The 15,655-nt window shown below is 38.3% G+C and carries 22 protein-coding genes; 14 read left to right on the forward strand and 8 right to left on the reverse strand.

Annotated elements, in window-relative coordinates; translation table 11 throughout:
* Positions 1-3: 3 nt before the first annotated feature.
* Genes ACFO3P_RS16985 through mobB form a run of 4 tightly spaced genes read left to right on the forward strand, consistent with a single transcriptional unit; the run spans position 4 to position 2,511 of the window.
* Positions 4-1,317, forward strand: coding sequence for a molybdopterin molybdotransferase MoeA (locus ACFO3P_RS16985; RefSeq protein WP_042529807.1), 1,314 nt, complete (start codon positions 4-6; stop codon positions 1,315-1,317).
* Positions 1,310-1,783 (forward strand): molybdenum cofactor biosynthesis protein MoaE, encoded by a 474-nt coding sequence (locus ACFO3P_RS16990; protein WP_042529809.1) that lies wholly within the window; start codon positions 1,310-1,312, stop codon positions 1,781-1,783. The genes ACFO3P_RS16985 and ACFO3P_RS16990 overlap by 8 nt, the downstream gene beginning before the upstream one ends.
* Positions 1,780-2,013: a molybdopterin converting factor subunit 1 gene (gene moaD / locus ACFO3P_RS16995; protein ID WP_042529811.1), complete on the forward strand. Its 234-nt coding sequence runs from the start codon at positions 1,780-1,782 to the stop codon at positions 2,011-2,013. The genes ACFO3P_RS16990 and moaD overlap by 4 nt, the downstream gene beginning before the upstream one ends.
* Complete coding sequence (gene mobB / locus ACFO3P_RS17000) at positions 2,014-2,511, forward strand: molybdopterin-guanine dinucleotide biosynthesis protein B (RefSeq protein ID WP_042529813.1); 498 nt, start codon at positions 2,014-2,016, stop codon at positions 2,509-2,511. It abuts the gene before it with no gap.
* A gap of 12 nt (positions 2,512-2,523) precedes the next feature.
* On the opposite strand, the gene ACFO3P_RS17005 is transcribed toward mobB, so the two are convergent.
* On the reverse strand, positions 2,524-3,246 hold the full coding sequence (locus tag ACFO3P_RS17005; protein ID WP_042529815.1) for a Crp/Fnr family transcriptional regulator: 723 nt from the start codon (positions 3,244-3,246) through the stop codon (positions 2,524-2,526).
* Between the two features lie 116 nt (positions 3,247-3,362).
* Here ACFO3P_RS17005 and ACFO3P_RS17010 point away from each other — a divergent pair, with 116 nt between their 5' ends.
* From ACFO3P_RS17010 to modB, 4 genes are read left to right on the forward strand one after another with little or no spacing between them, the layout of a single operon-like run.
* Positions 3,363-3,962 carry a molybdenum cofactor guanylyltransferase gene (locus ACFO3P_RS17010; RefSeq protein WP_042529817.1) on the forward strand — a complete coding sequence of 200 codons (600 nt, stop codon included), beginning with the start codon at positions 3,363-3,365 and terminating at the stop codon, positions 3,960-3,962.
* A 12-nt stretch (positions 3,963-3,974) separates the two neighbouring features.
* Positions 3,975-4,493: a MogA/MoaB family molybdenum cofactor biosynthesis protein gene (locus ACFO3P_RS17015; RefSeq protein ID WP_289585073.1), complete on the forward strand. Its 519-nt coding sequence runs from the start codon at positions 3,975-3,977 to the stop codon at positions 4,491-4,493.
* Between the two features lie 14 nt (positions 4,494-4,507).
* On the forward strand, positions 4,508-5,278 hold the full coding sequence (modA, locus tag ACFO3P_RS17020; protein WP_042529820.1) for a molybdate ABC transporter substrate-binding protein: 771 nt from the start codon (positions 4,508-4,510) through the stop codon (positions 5,276-5,278).
* A 9-nt stretch (positions 5,279-5,287) separates the two neighbouring features.
* Positions 5,288-5,947: a molybdate ABC transporter permease subunit gene (gene modB, locus ACFO3P_RS17025; RefSeq protein ID WP_084612838.1), complete on the forward strand. Its 660-nt coding sequence runs from the start codon at positions 5,288-5,290 to the stop codon at positions 5,945-5,947.
* Between the two features lie 102 nt (positions 5,948-6,049).
* On the opposite strand, the gene moaC is transcribed toward modB, so the two are convergent.
* Positions 6,050-6,532 (reverse strand): cyclic pyranopterin monophosphate synthase MoaC, encoded by a 483-nt coding sequence (moaC, locus tag ACFO3P_RS17030; protein WP_193064651.1) that lies wholly within the window; start codon positions 6,530-6,532, stop codon positions 6,050-6,052.
* A gap of 126 nt (positions 6,533-6,658) precedes the next feature.
* Between moaC and cyoE the strand changes: the two genes are divergently transcribed.
* The 5 genes from cyoE (at position 6,659) to ACFO3P_RS17055 (ending at position 9,142) form a co-directional block, all read left to right on the forward strand.
* The gene (cyoE, locus tag ACFO3P_RS17035; protein ID WP_289585074.1) at positions 6,659-7,540 is read left to right on the forward strand and encodes a heme o synthase; all 882 of its coding nucleotides are present in this window, start codon (positions 6,659-6,661) and stop codon (positions 7,538-7,540) included.
* A gap of 116 nt (positions 7,541-7,656) precedes the next feature.
* A complete protein-coding gene (locus tag ACFO3P_RS17040; RefSeq protein WP_193064652.1) occupies positions 7,657-7,800 on the forward strand; it encodes a lmo0937 family membrane protein in 144 nt (47 codons plus the stop codon).
* 593 nt (positions 7,801-8,393) lie between these two features.
* Positions 8,394-8,600 (forward strand): hypothetical protein, encoded by a 207-nt coding sequence (locus ACFO3P_RS17045; protein WP_193065459.1) that lies wholly within the window; start codon positions 8,394-8,396, stop codon positions 8,598-8,600.
* Complete coding sequence (locus tag ACFO3P_RS17050) at positions 8,588-8,755, forward strand: type II toxin-antitoxin system RelE/ParE family toxin (RefSeq protein WP_379542561.1); 168 nt, start codon at positions 8,588-8,590, stop codon at positions 8,753-8,755. Before ACFO3P_RS17045 ends, ACFO3P_RS17050 begins: the two co-directional genes overlap by 13 nt.
* Before the next feature lie 87 nt (positions 8,756-8,842).
* Positions 8,843-9,142: a helix-turn-helix domain-containing protein gene (locus ACFO3P_RS17055; protein ID WP_193065460.1), complete on the forward strand. Its 300-nt coding sequence runs from the start codon at positions 8,843-8,845 to the stop codon at positions 9,140-9,142.
* A gap of 175 nt (positions 9,143-9,317) precedes the next feature.
* Here the strand turns inward: ACFO3P_RS17055 and ACFO3P_RS17060 are convergent, their stop codons facing one another.
* The 3 genes from ACFO3P_RS17060 to ACFO3P_RS17070 form a co-directional block, all read right to left on the reverse strand.
* Positions 9,318-10,064 carry an SDR family NAD(P)-dependent oxidoreductase gene (locus tag ACFO3P_RS17060; protein ID WP_289585373.1) on the reverse strand — a complete coding sequence of 249 codons (747 nt, stop codon included), beginning with the start codon at positions 10,062-10,064 and terminating at the stop codon, positions 9,318-9,320.
* 117 nt (positions 10,065-10,181) lie between these two features.
* Entirely contained in the window at positions 10,182-10,553 is a 372-nt protein-coding gene (locus tag ACFO3P_RS17065) for a nuclear transport factor 2 family protein (protein ID WP_175296998.1), read from the reverse strand.
* 37 nt (positions 10,554-10,590) lie between these two features.
* Complete coding sequence (locus ACFO3P_RS17070) at positions 10,591-11,346, reverse strand: SDR family NAD(P)-dependent oxidoreductase (protein WP_289585372.1); 756 nt, start codon at positions 11,344-11,346, stop codon at positions 10,591-10,593.
* Positions 11,347-11,677: 331 nt separating this feature from the next.
* Here ACFO3P_RS17070 and ACFO3P_RS17075 point away from each other — a divergent pair, with 331 nt between their 5' ends.
* A complete protein-coding gene (locus ACFO3P_RS17075; RefSeq protein ID WP_289585371.1) occupies positions 11,678-12,466 on the forward strand; it encodes an SDR family oxidoreductase in 789 nt (262 codons plus the stop codon).
* Between the two features lie 362 nt (positions 12,467-12,828).
* On the opposite strand, the gene ACFO3P_RS17080 is transcribed toward ACFO3P_RS17075, so the two are convergent.
* The 3 genes from ACFO3P_RS17080 to ACFO3P_RS17090 form a co-directional block, all read right to left on the reverse strand.
* Positions 12,829-13,377, reverse strand: a complete 549-nt coding sequence (locus ACFO3P_RS17080; RefSeq protein WP_212928907.1) for a competence protein ComK — start codon at positions 13,375-13,377, stop codon at positions 12,829-12,831.
* A gap of 319 nt (positions 13,378-13,696) precedes the next feature.
* Positions 13,697-14,407 (reverse strand): DUF6612 family protein, encoded by a 711-nt coding sequence (locus ACFO3P_RS17085; RefSeq protein ID WP_289585370.1) that lies wholly within the window; start codon positions 14,405-14,407, stop codon positions 13,697-13,699.
* A gap of 166 nt (positions 14,408-14,573) precedes the next feature.
* Positions 14,574-15,461, reverse strand: a complete 888-nt coding sequence (locus tag ACFO3P_RS17090) for a TetR/AcrR family transcriptional regulator (protein WP_193065466.1) — start codon at positions 15,459-15,461, stop codon at positions 14,574-14,576.
* Positions 15,462-15,655 lie beyond the last annotated feature (194 nt).

Raw genomic sequence — 15,655 nt, forward strand, 5'->3', positions numbered from 1 at the left:
ACTATGGTAGAAAGAAGAAAACCGATTAACGTAAAGGAAGCCATCACACGTACGATGCATTTTGCAAAGGCGGGAAGCGTCGAATACATTCCAATCGAAGAAAGCTATGGCCGTTTTCTGGGAGAAGATTTAATTGCTGACCACCATGTGCCGCCATTCGACCGTTCTCCCTATGATGGTTTTGCGATACGTTCAGCAGATACGGATCATACATCCCGTAATCATCCGGTTGAACTGGAGGTAGCAGGAAAAATTGGTGCAGGGAGTGTCTTTGAACGTCCGGTAACAGCAGGAGAAGCAGTTCGGATTATGACGGGGGCCCAGATTCCTAATGGCTGTGATGCGGTCGTAATGCTTGAAGAGGTAAACGAGATAGAAAGAAACGGAAAAAAATATATCCAGATAAAAAGAAATATCAAAGCAGGAACCAACATTTCCTTTATGGGGGAGGATACTCAAAAAGAAAGCATACTTACCCAAAAAGGAACCTATATCACACCTGGAATTGTAGCATTGCTTGCAACATTTGGTTATAAAAAAGTACCAGCCGCAAAAAGGCCTAAGATTGGAGTGATTGCAACTGGCAGTGAATTATTAGAGGTAGATGAAGCTCTGGAGCCGGGAAAAATTCGGAACAGCAATGCCTATATGATTCAATCGCAAATTACTCGTGCAGGTGGAGAAGCACTGTACTTTGGACAGTTTAGTGATGATTTTGACATGTGCTATAACCAAGTGAAGGATGCTATCGTCAAGGTGGATATGCTGATCACTACTGGCGGAGTGTCTGTTGGTGATTATGATTATTTACCAGCTATTTATGCCAAGCTTGGGTGCAATGTTTTATTTAATAAAATCAAAATGAGACCCGGCAGTGTGACAACAGTAGCTGAAAAGGGCGGGAAATTATTATACGGCCTATCCGGCAACCCATCCGCATGCTATGTCGGTTTTGAACTGTATACCCGGCCCGCTATCCGGACATATTTGCATAGCAGCCACCCATTTTTAAAGAAAGAAACAGCAAAGCTTGGAGCGGATTTTCTGAAATCCAATCCATTTGATCGTTTTGTAAGAGGATATGTAAGCTATCAGCACGGTTGTTTAGTCGCCACACCAGTTGGGCTGGATAAGTCAAATGTTGTTTCCTCTTTAGCGGAAGCCAATATTCTCATTCTGCTTCCGGGAGGGACCAGAGGCTATGAAGCCGGAATGGATGTATCCGTCATTTTATTAGAAGATCAGGAAGGAATAACGATGGAACCATTTTTGGATAAGGATATCGATTCCAGAAAGGATCAGAGAAACGATGGTTGATTCATTATACGAGATTGTTGAGGAGCCGATAGAAGTAAATGAAATCATCAAGAAAGTAGAGCGCAGAGAAGCGGGAGCAATCAATACTTTCATTGGTACTGTGCGCGAGTGGACAAACGGGAAACGTACCATGTATTTAAAATATCAGGCATATCAACCGATGGCTGTAAAAATGCTGCAAAAAATTGGAGCAGAGATTGAAAAGAAATGGCCAAACTCAAAAGCTGCTATTACACATCGAATTGGCGAGTTGGATATTTCAGATATCGCTGTGGTTATCTGTGTTTCCTCTCCACATCGAAAGGCAGCCTATGAAGCAAATGAATATGCGATAGAAAGAATTAAACAAATGGTGCCTATTTGGAAAAAAGAACATTGGGAGGACGGAGAGACCTGGGTAGGAGACCAATTAGAAAAGGTTGCTTATCCGGAAGGAAGTCCAGATGTAAAGGATGTGAAGAAATGATTCGTATTTTACTTTTTGCAGACTTACAGGAAAAAATGGGAAAAGATAGTTTAGCGTATGAATGTGATTCCATAACGATTAAAGCATTAAAAGAGCAGCTTAAAACGGCATTTGGATTATTCGAAATCGATCACGTCATGACGGCAGTAAACGAGGAATATGCAATGGAGGATGATATCGTGAAATCTGGAGATACTGTTGTTTTCATCCCGCCAGTCAGTGGTGGGTAAATGGATATTATTCAGGTTGTGGGGTATAAAAACAGCGGGAAAACATCGCTTGCATGCAAATTAATCGAACATGCAGCTAAAAAAGGATTCCGTACTGCCTCTTTAAAGCATCATGGTCATGGCGGTGTTCCAGAGGGAATATCCGATACAGACAGTGAAAAACATAAACAAGCAGGATCGCTTATTTCAGGAGTGGAAGGAGACGGTGTATTTCAGCTGTCTAAGGAAAATTGGACATTGGATGAAATGATTCAAATTTATGAATGGATGCAAATAAATTTATTGATTATAGAGGGATTTAAAGCATACTCCTTTCCAAAGGTGGTACTCATAAGCGATGAAAAAGATCTTGAACTATTAGATAAAGTGGAAAACGTAAAAGCTATCATCGCTCGAGTAGCCCTTGAAAAAAATGCTTATCCATTTCCAGTTTTTCAGCAACATGATTATAACGGAATTTGTAAGTGGTTAGAGGAACAGTTAAAAAAGAAAGCATAAATAGTGCACCAGCTAATTGATATTGCATATTTCAATTGGGCAGTTTTCACAGCCAATTTGGTCTCGTAAATAATCGATGTCTTTGATAAAAATACGGCCAGTTTTATCCATAGATATAATATCACGTTTTCTTAAATCGACGAGCATCCGGTTAACGCTTTCCCGGGTCGCAGCACAAAACTTAGCTAATTCTTGATTGGTGAGGACCAAATCGATTAGTATGCCATCTTTTTTGTTTATGCCGTAACTATTCGAAAGACGGATGATGGTTGAATATAATGCACCTTTTTTTCCGTTCAACAATAAATCTCTAATTTTGGATTGGTATTTACGCATATGGCTGCTCGTCCATTTTAAATATTCAAATGTTAAATGCGGGTTTGACATTAATGCTTTTTCTAATTGATCTTTTTGAATAACTAATACTTCGCCGCTATCAATAATTTTAGCACTCAGCATATATCTGGAATCATCACTAAAAATTGTTAACTCGCCAATAATGTCCTGCTGTTTGCAAATACGAAGAATCATTTCTTTCCCGTCCGCTGTTAATTTGGAAACTTGGACCAGTCCGGATTTAATAATAAATATTTGTTCTGATTCTGTGCCTTCATGAAAGAGATACATGTGTTTTTCCATACTTTTTACCGTGCCGATTGAATGTAAAACTGCTCTAAGCTCTTCTGAGATACTGTCTTTTCCCGTTTTTGATTGTAATAACGCGCTTGTTTGCATAGCAATCAACTCCTTTATGGATGTAACATCTTATTTCTATTTTAACACTCGTATCTTTTTAGTTGGTTTTCTTTCCTTTACGAATTTGTGAAATTTACCACAAGGAGGTGCATTGTATGGGAAACATAGCTGGTCTCCTGCTGGCAGGGGGGCAATCGAGAAGGTTTGGCAGTCCAAAGGCTTTTCTTCGGATGGATGAGAAATACTTCTATCAGTATTCTGTCGATTCATTGAGGGAAATCACGGTCTCCATTGTGATGATAACCAATACAGAACTGAAAGCATTATTCGATGAGGAAGCAGATGATTTAGCAATCATAACAGATAACGAGTATTTTAAAGGAGCAGGTCCGCTAGCTGGGATGTATACGGGAATGGAATATCTGTCAGCAGATTGGTATATAACGGCACCAATCGATGTGCCGTTTATAAATACGGCTATTTTCCATACGTTATTATCCTATGAAAAAGAGAATATCGATGCGGTCGTGCCAGTAGTTTCAGGGGAAATCCAACCGCTTATTTCTATTTATCATCATAGTGTAAAAGAAGTTATTTTGGAGCAGCTTCAAAAAGAAATATTATCCGTTCATCGATTACTGGAGAATTTAAACGTAAGATACATCCCGATGAAAGAGGAAAAATGCTTTTATAATATTAATCTGCGGGAGGATTATTATAAGTGGATTGCTGGTCCAAAAAATGAAAATAATTAGAGGTGGGTTAAAATGCAGACAACGCATCGAAAACATGCAGCTAAACATATTTCGTGTGCTGTTATCACAGTTAGCGATACAAGAACAAAAGAAACCGATAAAAGTGGAAAGAAAATCATTGATTTATTAACAAATCATGAACATCAAGTGAACTTTTATGAAATTATATCAGATGATGAAGATCATATTCGGAAGACAGTAGAAACAACGGTTTTCAGCGGGGAAATCGAGGCGGTTATTGTAAATGGCGGGACAGGTATATCTCACCGAGATGTCACCATCGAATCGATTGAGCCATTATTTGAAAAACAGCTTCCAGGCTTTGGAGAACTGTTCAGACATTTAAGTTTCCAATATGATATTGGAACGGCCAGTATCTTATCGAGAGCGATTTGCGGGGTTCGTAACCATTGCGTTATTTTTTCCATTCCAGGGTCAACTGGTGCGGTAACATTAGCAATGGAAAAAATCATTTTGCCGGAAGTCGGACATATGGTCAGAGAAATCCATAAGGACTTAGAACAGAGATAAGAAGGATGTTTCATATGAGAAAGTATTCTATTTTTATTGTTATTTTAATTTTGCTTGCTGGAGGATGCTCTCAAGGGGGTGGAAGTGAAACCGAATTAACGATCTCTGCTGCTGCAAGTATGACAGCAAGTTTAACAGAACTGACGGAAATGTTTGAAGAGGAATATCCTGACATTCACATTTCTTATAACTATGGCGGTTCTGGTTCATTACGGAAACAAATTGAACAGGGAGCTCCGGTTGATATTTTTCTTTCTGCGTCAAGTGTTGACTATGAAAAATTAGCTGATCAAGACAGTGTGGATAATGGAAAAGCAATACTTACAAATCAACTCGTTCTAATCAAACCAAAAGAAGGGGATATAGCCTCTCTGAATGATTTTATGGCAGGAAATCAGGTAATGGCAATCGGCACACCAGATGCAGTTCCAGCAGGTTCCTATGCAGAAGAAGCGCTGCAAGAATTAGACGTATGGGAGCAGTTGGAAGAGCAGAGCCGGCTTATATATACGAAAGATGTTACGCAGGTGCTTACGTTGGTAAAAGAAGGCGCTGCAGACGTTGGAATTGTGTATGCCAGTGATGTAAATGACGAAAAAGATGTAACAGTCGTCCAAACCTTTGATTCAAGCCTGCACTCTCCAATTGAGTATTATATTGCTGCGCTTCAAAGTGAGGAAAAGGAAGAAGGCGTGGAGCAGGCAAAAGATGCTTTCTGCCAATTTATATCTAGTGAAGCAGCTAATGAAGTATTTGAAAATAATGGATTTCAACCAGTGGAGTAGGTGAGTAGCATGCAATGGTCATGGCATCCTGTTCAATTATCATTTTATGTAGCAACCATCGCAACTGTAATTGCATTTCTTTTAGCCATTTTATCTGCTTTTTGGATCATTCGTAAAGATAGAAAAGGGAAGGCAATTATAGAGACAGTCTTTTTTCTGCCATTGGTGCTGCCGCCGACAGTTGTAGGCTTTTTTCTTATTATGATATTCGGTACAAATAGCTGGATTGGTCAATTCATAGAGGATATAGCTGGCAAGAGTATATTGTTTACATCGACAGCAGCAATCATTGCAGCAATCGTTGTCGCCTTTCCATTAATCTATCAATCCATCAAAACAGGATTTTTAGCGGTTGATAAGGATATCGTAGGGGCTGCGAAAGTGGATGGTGCGGGAGATTGGACTGCGCTTATAAAGGTAATCCTTCCGCTGTCGTATCGTTCCCTTACTACAGGTGCGGTGCTTGGATTTACAAGGGGATTTGGAGAGTTCGGTGCCACATTGATGTTTGCTGGAAATATACCTGGAAAAACGCAAACCATCCCAACCGCGATTTATTTGGCAATAGAAACAGGAGAAACAACACTTGCTTGGTATTATGTTTTAATTAGCATTGGTTTATCTTTTTTACTGCTGTTAATCATTAATCGAATGAAACCAAATGATTAAAACGCTGGCAGAGCCCGTAAGCTGGCAATACAGGCTCTATGGATTGGAGTAAATAATCATCTTTACGCATAGGGAAAAAGGAAAGCGGAGTTCTCCTCTGAATTATCTTTTATAATCTCCGCTTTTACCGCCGCTTTTTTCAAGTAAGTAGGTTTGGCCGATAACCATGCTTTTGTCTACTGCTTTGCACATATCGTAAACGGTCAATGCGGTTACGGAAGCGGCGGTTAATGCCTCCATTTCTACCCCGGTACTTCCCACTGTTTTTACCTCAGCATCGATGAGAAGCTCATACATTTCCTTATCCGTATGAACCCATTCAAAAGATAAATCAACGCCGCTAATAGGAATTGGGTGACACATTGGAATTAAAGAGGAAGTTTGTTTCGCCGCCATAATTCCTGCAACCTGGGCAACGGACAATACATCTCCTTTTTTAATTTTTTGCTGTGTAATATTTTCATAAACGATTTGATTCATCTGTATACTGGATCTTGCAATGGCTTTTCGAGCTGTTTCATTTTTGTTAGAAATATCGACCATTTTTGCTCGTCCATCGTCATTAAAATGAGTGAAATTTGCCATGTTCGTCACCTGACTTTTCTTTTAGATTTCATAATAAGTTTAGCTTAAGCTACTATTAAATTCAATATAGGCAGTAAAAGGAACCCGGAATATAAAGGTGGAATACGTTTAAAAGGGTGATGAATGATGGAACGAAAAAAACAATCTGATTTCTTAAATGATATTAAGTTACTTATAAAATTTAATGTACTAGCCGCAAATGTTCTTCCGGTAATAACAGGCTTTGTGTTGGCTATTTATATAACAAATGCCAGATTCTATAATTATTGGTTTCTCTTTATACTTGCTCTCATTGGATCGACTTTCGTGATGGCCGGAGCTTTGATTATAAATAATTGGTTTGATGCCGATATTGATTCCAAAATGGAGAGAACGAAAAAGCGGCCGACGGTAACAGGACATTTTACGGACAAACAAGTATTAACACTTGGTATTGGTACAACTGCGTTGGGATTTATCCTCCTTCTTGCTGTTAACTTGGAAACCACTTTATATGCATTTATCGGCTGGTTTACGTATGTTGTTTTATATACAATGTGGTCGAAAAGAAAATATACGCTAAATACGATTATTGGCAGTATCTCTGGGGCTGTTACGCCGCTGATTGGCTGGGCAGTTGTGGATTCGGCGGTCCATCCGGTTCCTTTGACGATTTTCTTACTCCTATTTATTTGGCAAATTCCACACACCTTTGCTATCGCAATAAAAAGAAGTGAGGAGTATCGTGCGGCAGGAGTTCCGATGCTCCCTGTAGTATATGGATTTGAAATGACAAAAAGGCAAATGCTTGTATATGTCACCTGCCTGCTGCCGTTACCGTTTCTTATAGCACAATTAGGAGTTCTCTTTATCGTTATTGCTGCTATTCTTAACGTTAGCTGGATTATATTAGCGCTTGCTGGATTTTGGATGAAGGATGTTCGAAAATGGGCGCAATGGAATTTCTTATATTCGGTTAATTATTTAATGATTATATTTATGTTACTTATCTTGGTTACTTTGTTTTAGTCGAACCGATCAGTCCGTTACGGGCTGTTTGACCTCCCATTTAAAAAATGACATTTTTGTTTACCAAAAATAAGAAAAGGGAATAGCTTTGAAAGAAGAAAGGAGGAGGTCAGATTATGCTTTGGACTATTATCATCGTTATTCTAGTTTTATGGTTGCTTGGATTCATCGGAGACATTGCAGGAAACCTTGTGCATATCCTATTAGTTGTGGCTTTAATCATCCTGATTTATCGACTTATAACTGGCCGTAAATCTTAGCTGGATTGGATGAAACTTATTTTCATAATTGATATTAGAAGATAAATACTGTGGGGACATTATATTAAAATTACCGAGATCGTCCTATTTAGTATAATGTCCCCAGTTATATAATCAGATACGATACATAAACAATTTTGTTTTGATTGCTTCTTGGAATAACAGCTTATGTAATGGATATTTTACGTACATCTCTATCAACAATACTTCAATATCTTCGGGAAAATGGTTTAATACATCGTAATATCTGGAAAGCAAATTAATATTAAAATCAATTAGATTTTAGAATTTAATATGATTTATAACTCAAAAAAGTAGAATATACTAGATAAAAAAGATATTTAAACAGATATATATACCTTAAAATAGAAATTCACTGTTTTGATTACGATTTAAATATATTATAAAATAACCTCACAAAAGAAAAAGTTTATCATGGAGGATCATCGAAAAGCCCCCGCTGAAGGAACTTTCACTTTATATGAAAAGTAAAAAATGCAATGGTTTGCTCTTTTTGATACCTTTATGTTATCATATAAACATCTTGATAACATAAAGGTATCAAAAAGTATCTCTTAAAATTAGAGGTTATCATGATGGAAATTCATTATTATAAGGATAGTAACGGACATCAGCCAGTTTATGAATGGCTTAAAGAAATTCAGAAGTATGACCAGATTACTTGGCGTAAATTTTACCAACTTCAAATTATGTTGAAAGAAAATGGAAAGAAAATACACTCAGGTGAAATAAAAAGAAAAGATATTAAGAAATTGAAAGGGACAAAATATGGCAGCTAAGATTAAACAATAATCGAGTTTTATTCTTTTATTTTTTAGAGGATAACATTGTCTTTACAAATCAGTTTAAAAAGAAATCAAATCAAACTCCTGAGAATGAAATTATCCGAGCAGAGAATCGAAGAAATGACTGGATAAATAATCATGAATTATAATTTTTTAAAATAAGTAATAAATAAAATGAAAATTCCTAAGTGGAAATAGGTGTTATATAACATAAATATAATGAAAGAGGTGAAAGTATGCACAACTTTGAAGATGTTCGAAAAAACTTAGCAAAAGAAGATTTGGAGTTGTTTATCTCACTGGAAATTGTAGGGAAGTTAATTGCTGCCCGAGATAGAAAAGGCTTTTCTCAACGTGAACTATCCAGATTATCTAATGTTCCGCAAAAAACAATCAGTCGGATGGAAAGCGGAAAAGATGTCCCTAAATTAATCACACTATTAAAATTAGCAAATGTATTGGGACTAGAGCTATCCCTGAGAGATAATGAAATTAATGATGAACAAGCAGCAACCATTTCAACTTTCGTACAATAAATCAGGTAACAGCGTCTATGGTAGTCTTTGGATATCTCTTCTTTGAAGCACTCTTCATCCGCCTAAAGAAAAACACCCTCTCTATATGGAATGTGATTTTTGAAAAATCAGAGCTTCCATATAAAGAGGTTCTTTTTCTAGTTGAAAACTTCTTTCCTGTAAATACTAAACGGTATTAAAGCGCAGTCCAGCCGCCGTCAATAACCAGTTCAGCTCCAGTCATAAAGCGTGATTCATCCGATGCAAGGAACAGCACCCCATATGCCACATCTTCCGGATTTCCGAAATAAGGAAGCTGTGTGAATGTTTGATAATAAGGTGTTGCATCTGCAAAGGAATCTGCTGTCATAGGTGTTTCAATGATACCAGGGTGAACGGAATTGACGCGGATTTTATCTTTGCCATATTCTACAGCTGCAGATTTCGATAGAGATCGTAATGCCCCTTTAGCTGCTGTATATGGACTGGAACCAGCCATCCCAACGATTCCTCCTTTAGAGGAAATATTGATCAAGGAGCCGCCGCCGGCTTTTTGCATTTCCGGAATAACATATTTCATCCCGATAACACAGCCGTTTAAATTGATATCCATGACTTTATTCCATTCGTCCATCTCCATTTGTGCGATGGTTTTCGGACTGGATACACCTGCGTTGTTTACGAGCACATCAATTTTTCCATAATGTGTTACAGCTTCCTGGATAACTTGTTTCCATCCATCCTCTGATGTCACATTATGTTTTAGGCCGATGGCATCTCCGCCATTTTCTTTAATTTCGTTGATTACCTCATCTAATACGTTATCATTAATATCTGTTGCGACTACTTTTGCTCCTTCTTGTGCAAAAAGCTTTGCTTCTGAAGCTCCCATCCCATTAGCTGCCCCGGTGATAATTGCTACTTTGCCTGTTAATCTTCCCATTGTAATCATCCTTTTCCATAAATTATATACTCTGTCCATGCAAGCTTGTTACACACTCCTGTCTTGCCTGGTAGGAGAGTGTAGTAATATCTATTTTATTCCATGCGATCAGCAGCATTAAAGCTGTTGAATATCGTCCGGCCCCCAATAGGCATGCATTGTTGCAATTTTCCCGTTGGAATCAAATGTCATGACATCGGTGACGTCGATTCGGATTGGCTGGCCTTCCTTTTCTGTGTGAACCGCAAATGTAATGGCTGCTGCGTTACGATAAGATCCGCGCGGCGGCGCCAATAGCTCCAACCTGGCGCCGGATATGCTTTCTTTGTAAAATGCTTCCACTTCTTTACGTCCTGTTTTTGGCGGTGTGCCAACAGGATCCTCCACACTTGCTTCATCTGAAAATAAAGCTATTAAACGTTCGATGTCGTTTGCGTTGAAAGCATCAACATATGCGTGTAATGCTTTTTTCATGGTGGCGTTGTCCATCAATACGATGCTCCTTTGCTTAATTGGAATGATCCTTTTATAAAGTCAACCCGCCGTCAACGGCAAGGACAGATCCAGTCATATAGCTGGCACCTGGGGAAGCCAGAAAGGCAACCACATCAGCAATCTCATCTGGTTCGGACATGCGTCCTATAATTGGAAAGTCAATTTTCGGTGTGTTTCCGGTTTCTTCCCATGTTTTTTGGAAGCCGGATACCAAGTTTGTTTCCACACCGCCAGGACAGATTGCATTGATACGGATTCCTTTATCGGCATATTCTTTTGCAGCTGATTTTGTCAAGCCGACCACGGCATGCTTGCTTGCAGAATAGACTGCTAAGCTGTGTTCCACGCGCAGTCCTGAGCTTGACGATGTATTGATAATTACACCGGAACCTTGTTCTTCCATGATTTTTAATACATATTTCATTCCCAGGAATACCCCTTTAAAGTTGATAGAAACGACGCGATCGTATTCTTCATCCGGGATATCCGCCAATAAATAAGGCTTTTGGATGACACCGGCATTGTTGAAGAAGACATCAATGCGGCCATAGGCTTTAACGGCTTCTTGTACATAATTCTGCACGTCTTCACTTTTGGAAACATCCGCTTTGACAAAAATGCCTTCTCCTCCTTGTTCCTTCACCAGGCGGAGTGTTTCTTCTCCGGTTTGCTCATTGAAGTCAACTAAGACTAATTTCATGCCCTGCTCAGCCAATTTAAGGCTGGAAGCGCGTCCCATGCCGCTTCCAGCACCAGTGATAACTGCAATTTGTTCTGTTTCAGACATACATCATTTCTCCTTATCTATTCTGTATTCTTTTAGATTATCTACCATTTTTTATAATATCCATGCAGCTCATGTAATTCTTCATCGGAAAAATTTTTCCATAAGGAATCGGTCAGTGTGGAATACTTTTCATTGATTTGGTCAAGCACCACGGAACCTAAGGGAGCTGTCAATTAATTGGATTCCCTTTACATATTTTTGCTTTTCAGACAAAGCTAATTTCACATAAGAACTGGGCTTTTGCCCATTTAATGAATACCTGCGTCAGCCTTCTATAACTTGCACCGTATATGATATTATGATGAATAACAATGAAAGGGAGCGATATTCAATGGATTTAAAACTAACAAACAAAAAAGTACTTGTTTTAGCATCCAGCAGAGGCATTGGCAGAGAAATTGCCAATAGGTATGCGGAAGAAGGGGCTTCTGTTATAATTACCGGCAGAAATGAGGATACTCTGAAAAAAACAGCAGCTGAGCTTTCCAATCAGACGGGCAGCGAAGTAATTCCATTTGTTACAGATGTTTCGAAAAAGGAAGATATCGCCCGTTTATTTGCTTTTGTGAAGGAACAGTTTGGCGTGCTTGATGTATTGGTAAGCAATGCAGGAGGACCGCCGGTTATTGATTTTGAATCCAGTGAGGAAACGGACTGGTATGATGCCTTTGAGTTAACCTTGATGAGTGCTGTCCGGGCGATGAAAGAAGCGATTTCTTTGATGAAGACGAATGGACAGGGGAGAATCTTATACATCGCCTCTACTTCTATTAAAGAGCCGATCAGCGAGCTGCTGCTGTCTAATATTTTTCGAAGCGGTGTCCAGGCTCTTTGCAAATCGCTGGCAGCGGATTATGCGGCAAATGATATATTAATTAATATCGTAGGACCAGGAAAAATTGAGACGGACCGGTTACGGAGCCTCGATGAGAAAAATGCGGAAAAGAATCAGGTTGCATTAGAGGATTGGAAAAATAAAGTCCAGGCGTCGATCCCAATCGGCCGATACGGCACGCCGGAGGAATTTGCAGATGCGGCCGTCTTCTTAGGCTCCTATCGAAATACGTATGTTACCGGACAGACATTATTGATAGATGGTGGTGTGGTTAAGGCTTATTGATGATGTGATTTATCATTTTTAATGGTCTTAATTCAGCTAGAAAAAATAATCTGTTGGACAAGGCTATTCTATTTATAACGAATGTAAAAACGCTTCTTTCCTTTAACCTGAAGGAGGGAGCGTTTTTCTATTGGTTTACTAATAAGCTTAAAAAAAGAGGGGGGTATTTTGTAGAGGAGGCAAGAGAGGATATCCTTGTTATGAAGGCCGGGATATAGCAATTTCCTATGGTGAACGTTCTGATTTAGAAAATATCAAACAATACACAGAACAAGAGCAACCAGACTTATGAGGTGAAAAACTCAGAAGAATGATTCCTGTGAGTGATTGTCTTGCTGTGAGATTGTTAAAAAACGTCACGCTTACTTCTGAGGCTCAACAGGTTCTTTTTGAATCAGCGTACTAAGAATCCTGCCTAATGCTTCAGATGGATCCTCTGAAGGCGGCACCCCATTTTCTTCGATGTTTTCAATGATTCCATTTAGCCGCTTGCAGCGCGAAAGTTGATTATTTAATTGCTTTTTAGAGATTTTTAAAAATAACGTTGTACCATCTTTGAATATGATATCACTTCCATCGCTTTTTTTTATGATTTTGGAAACATGCTGGTAAAAAATCCATACACACTTTTTATTGGAAAGCCCCTGCGTCGGAAATACAATAATTCCCCGGGCAACGCTGACGGGGACAGGGGTTTTTTGTGTATAACTTGTGTAATGAAGAACAGAAGCTCTTCTTCCAGCATAAGAAGACAGATTTTTTATGCAGTTCTGCTCAATGATTTCAAAGGGTTTTTCTTTGAAAGTAAGCATATGTTCATTATTTGATTCAAGGACTTTTGATGCGGATTTGGATGTTGTTCCTGGCAATATTGCCATGGTTTTCCCGGTTATTTCATAAATAGGTGCCATGACAACCCTCCTTATGTTTATATTTTTAACATATTATGTATCTCATAAAAATAGTTTACCATATTCAAAATAATAAATAAACATAAAATGTTTTTATTTTTCAAAAATTAATAACTATTATTTTTTAAAAATGAATTTTATAATTATTTCTATGCAATCAGAAAAATTACTGGACCTGTCTAATTTGTGTGCTTCTAAGAGGCCAATCTAGAATTTGCCTGCATAAAAAGAACCCCTTATAAAGCTTTAGCGCATTACGAAGAGGTTCTATTGCACATTTATTTCAACGAAACCTGATACCGGTATCAACTGCATCTGGTTAAGATGCTTCTTCAACCGCTTCATCAGGTATTTCAATGTCATCAACATTATTTACATCATCATAGTTTACAAGAATATTTATATCTACATTGCCGGTTTCATTTTCAACGGAGAGGTTGTATTCTAAATTCTCAATATAGAAATCCTTCTTGTTTACTTCAAAGGTGTAATCTAAAGTCATGTCCTCATCAGCAATATCCGAACCGCCTAACAGAATATTGAATGGGCCTTCAAATGCTTCATAAATATCCCGTTCAAAGCCATCATAATGAAAGGTGTAGGTTCCGCCTTCCGAATCAAATTCAGCATAATCAATGACAGCTTCCAGGACAGAAACAACCTCTCTGTAGGATGGGCTGAATAAAGGTTCATTTTCTTCCGCTTCTCTCACTACCCAAGGATTATCTGCTTCCTGTGTATAAATTTCCTCGCCGGCACGATACGTTTCGATGGAGGTTACTTCTCCATCCGCTTCCGCTGTAGAAATCTGATGCAGTGCTGCAGGGTCCTCTGTCACTTGAACTTCTATGTTATAGCTTGTCGTTCTGGTAAGGTCAGATGTATCAATTGTAAAGTCAGCTGCGTATTGATTCACATCACGATGGGAACTTAGTACATTTTCAACAACCTCATCCTCACTTGCTTCCTGGGAACAAGCAATCAAAAAGAATAGCAGGGAAATAGAAAGCAAAGTGTATATCTTTTTCACGTTTTCACCACCTTTCTTAAATATGGGTAAATTATCTCAAACTCTAACTTATAGTCTATAACATTCACAAAGGTTTTGTAAATTAGCTGCAACATCAAAATGTATGCGATTTTTTCTTTATTTTGGGAAAATAAACCTTTTCTAACTCTGGAAAGGAAAACGATTGTTAGCTATTTTCCCTTTTCTCCTCCATGAATTGCGTAAACAGTATTTGAATATATTTTCCCTTATCCTCTAATTCGGTATGCAATAAGGCGTTCTGATAGGAATTCATGACGCTTTCCATCAAAAATAAATTGGGATTCTCTAATTTGAGCTGTTCTAGTAAAAAGTGATGATAATATGTCAGTTTATCATTTTTCAGCTTGTCTACTCTGCAGTTTAACGCTGTTAATATTTGCTGTAATTCCACTTTGCTGTCTTGCTCTCCAGCATCCTTTATCTGATGGTAGGGGAGAAAATAGTCAGCCTGTAAAAAGGGCGGATGTAAGTTTGCTCGTTCAATCTGCCCGAGAGCAAAATAAATCGTTTCTTCTATCGGAATTTCTGTTTTGTTGATATCCATTAATATTTTAGAGGTTAAATGGATGGTGCCAAAGCAGGTAACCGCATCGTCATAGGCGTGTTTTTGTTTCTTAGCACCGAACACGTCACAAATCCGTTCAGCCATCCACGTGACTTCCTCCAGGTATTGCTGGTTTAGGAATTCTTTTAATTCTTGATGTGCTGTATCTGAACTGGCCAAAGAAGCGAACAAGGCCATCAGGTTATGTTTTTTATCAATATGAAAACGGGCAGCAATCTGTTTAACAAAAACCTCTTTGTCTGAGGAGGATTTTCCAAGAGCAAGCTGATGGCGGTCGTGGATAACTTCCTCCTTGATAAATGACAAAATGGCCATTAAGCATTCCGTTTTGGAAGAAAAATAATTATAGAATGTTCCTTTTGATACATTGGCTGCTTCTAAAATATCCTGGATTGGAGTCGCAGAAAACCCTTTCTTAATAAAAAGCGTTTGTGCAGCTTCAATAATTTGTTTCTTTTTCTTGTTCATGTAACCGTCCCTTTATATAAAATTTTGCGAAAATAGAATAAGTGTACAAGATTTATGATAGTCTACATCCCTTGATATATCAACATTTTAAAATCATTGAAAGATTTATGTTGCATTTATTGGACTACAGGTATAAAATAGTTAAGTCTTAAGTGAGAGGCTGCTTTGAAACAACAAATAAATGTTTTTTAACC

Source organism: Oceanobacillus aidingensis (assembly GCF_042654105.1).
Classification (GTDB): domain Bacteria; phylum Bacillota; class Bacilli; order Bacillales; family Amphibacillaceae; genus Oceanobacillus; species Oceanobacillus oncorhynchi.

What these genes read in the sequence shown, in the direction of transcription:
- ACFO3P_RS17080 (WP_212928907.1), bottom strand. Translation starts at nt 13,377, where the DNA reads ATGGCACCTATTTATGAAATAACCGGGAAAACCATGGCAATATTGCCA.
- ACFO3P_RS17065 (WP_175296998.1), bottom strand. Translation starts at nt 10,553, where the DNA reads ATGGACAACGCCACCATGAAAAAAGCATTACACGCATATGTTGATGCT.
- ACFO3P_RS17040 (WP_193064652.1), top strand. Translation starts at nt 7,657, where the DNA reads ATGCTTTGGACTATTATCATCGTTATTCTAGTTTTATGGTTGCTTGGA.
- ACFO3P_RS17090 (WP_193065466.1), bottom strand. Translation starts at nt 15,461, where the DNA reads ATGAACAAGAAAAAGAAACAAATTATTGAAGCTGCACAAACGCTTTTT.
- ACFO3P_RS17055 (WP_193065460.1), top strand. Translation starts at nt 8,843, where the DNA reads ATGCACAACTTTGAAGATGTTCGAAAAAACTTAGCAAAAGAAGATTTG.
- moaD (WP_042529811.1), top strand. Translation starts at nt 1,780, where the DNA reads ATGATTCGTATTTTACTTTTTGCAGACTTACAGGAAAAAATGGGAAAA.
- ACFO3P_RS17070 (WP_289585372.1), bottom strand. Translation starts at nt 11,346, where the DNA reads ATGTCTGAAACAGAACAAATTGCAGTTATCACTGGTGCTGGAAGCGGC.
- ACFO3P_RS16985 (WP_042529807.1), top strand. Translation starts at nt 4, where the DNA reads ATGGTAGAAAGAAGAAAACCGATTAACGTAAAGGAAGCCATCACACGT.
- ACFO3P_RS17015 (WP_289585073.1), top strand. Translation starts at nt 3,975, where the DNA reads ATGCAGACAACGCATCGAAAACATGCAGCTAAACATATTTCGTGTGCT.
- ACFO3P_RS17010 (WP_042529817.1), top strand. Translation starts at nt 3,363, where the DNA reads ATGGGAAACATAGCTGGTCTCCTGCTGGCAGGGGGGCAATCGAGAAGG.
- mobB (WP_042529813.1), top strand. Translation starts at nt 2,014, where the DNA reads ATGGATATTATTCAGGTTGTGGGGTATAAAAACAGCGGGAAAACATCG.
- ACFO3P_RS16990 (WP_042529809.1), top strand. Translation starts at nt 1,310, where the DNA reads ATGGTTGATTCATTATACGAGATTGTTGAGGAGCCGATAGAAGTAAAT.
- modA (WP_042529820.1), top strand. Translation starts at nt 4,508, where the DNA reads ATGAGAAAGTATTCTATTTTTATTGTTATTTTAATTTTGCTTGCTGGA.
- modB (WP_084612838.1), top strand. Translation starts at nt 5,288, where the DNA reads ATGCAATGGTCATGGCATCCTGTTCAATTATCATTTTATGTAGCAACC.
- moaC (WP_193064651.1), bottom strand. Translation starts at nt 6,532, where the DNA reads ATGGCAAATTTCACTCATTTTAATGACGATGGACGAGCAAAAATGGTC.
- ACFO3P_RS17005 (WP_042529815.1), bottom strand. Translation starts at nt 3,246, where the DNA reads ATGCAAACAAGCGCGTTATTACAATCAAAAACGGGAAAAGACAGTATC.
- ACFO3P_RS17045 (WP_193065459.1), top strand. Translation starts at nt 8,394, where the DNA reads ATGATGGAAATTCATTATTATAAGGATAGTAACGGACATCAGCCAGTT.
- cyoE (WP_289585074.1), top strand. Translation starts at nt 6,659, where the DNA reads ATGGAACGAAAAAAACAATCTGATTTCTTAAATGATATTAAGTTACTT.
- ACFO3P_RS17075 (WP_289585371.1), top strand. Translation starts at nt 11,678, where the DNA reads ATGGATTTAAAACTAACAAACAAAAAAGTACTTGTTTTAGCATCCAGC.
- ACFO3P_RS17060 (WP_289585373.1), bottom strand. Translation starts at nt 10,064, where the DNA reads ATGGGAAGATTAACAGGCAAAGTAGCAATTATCACCGGGGCAGCTAAT.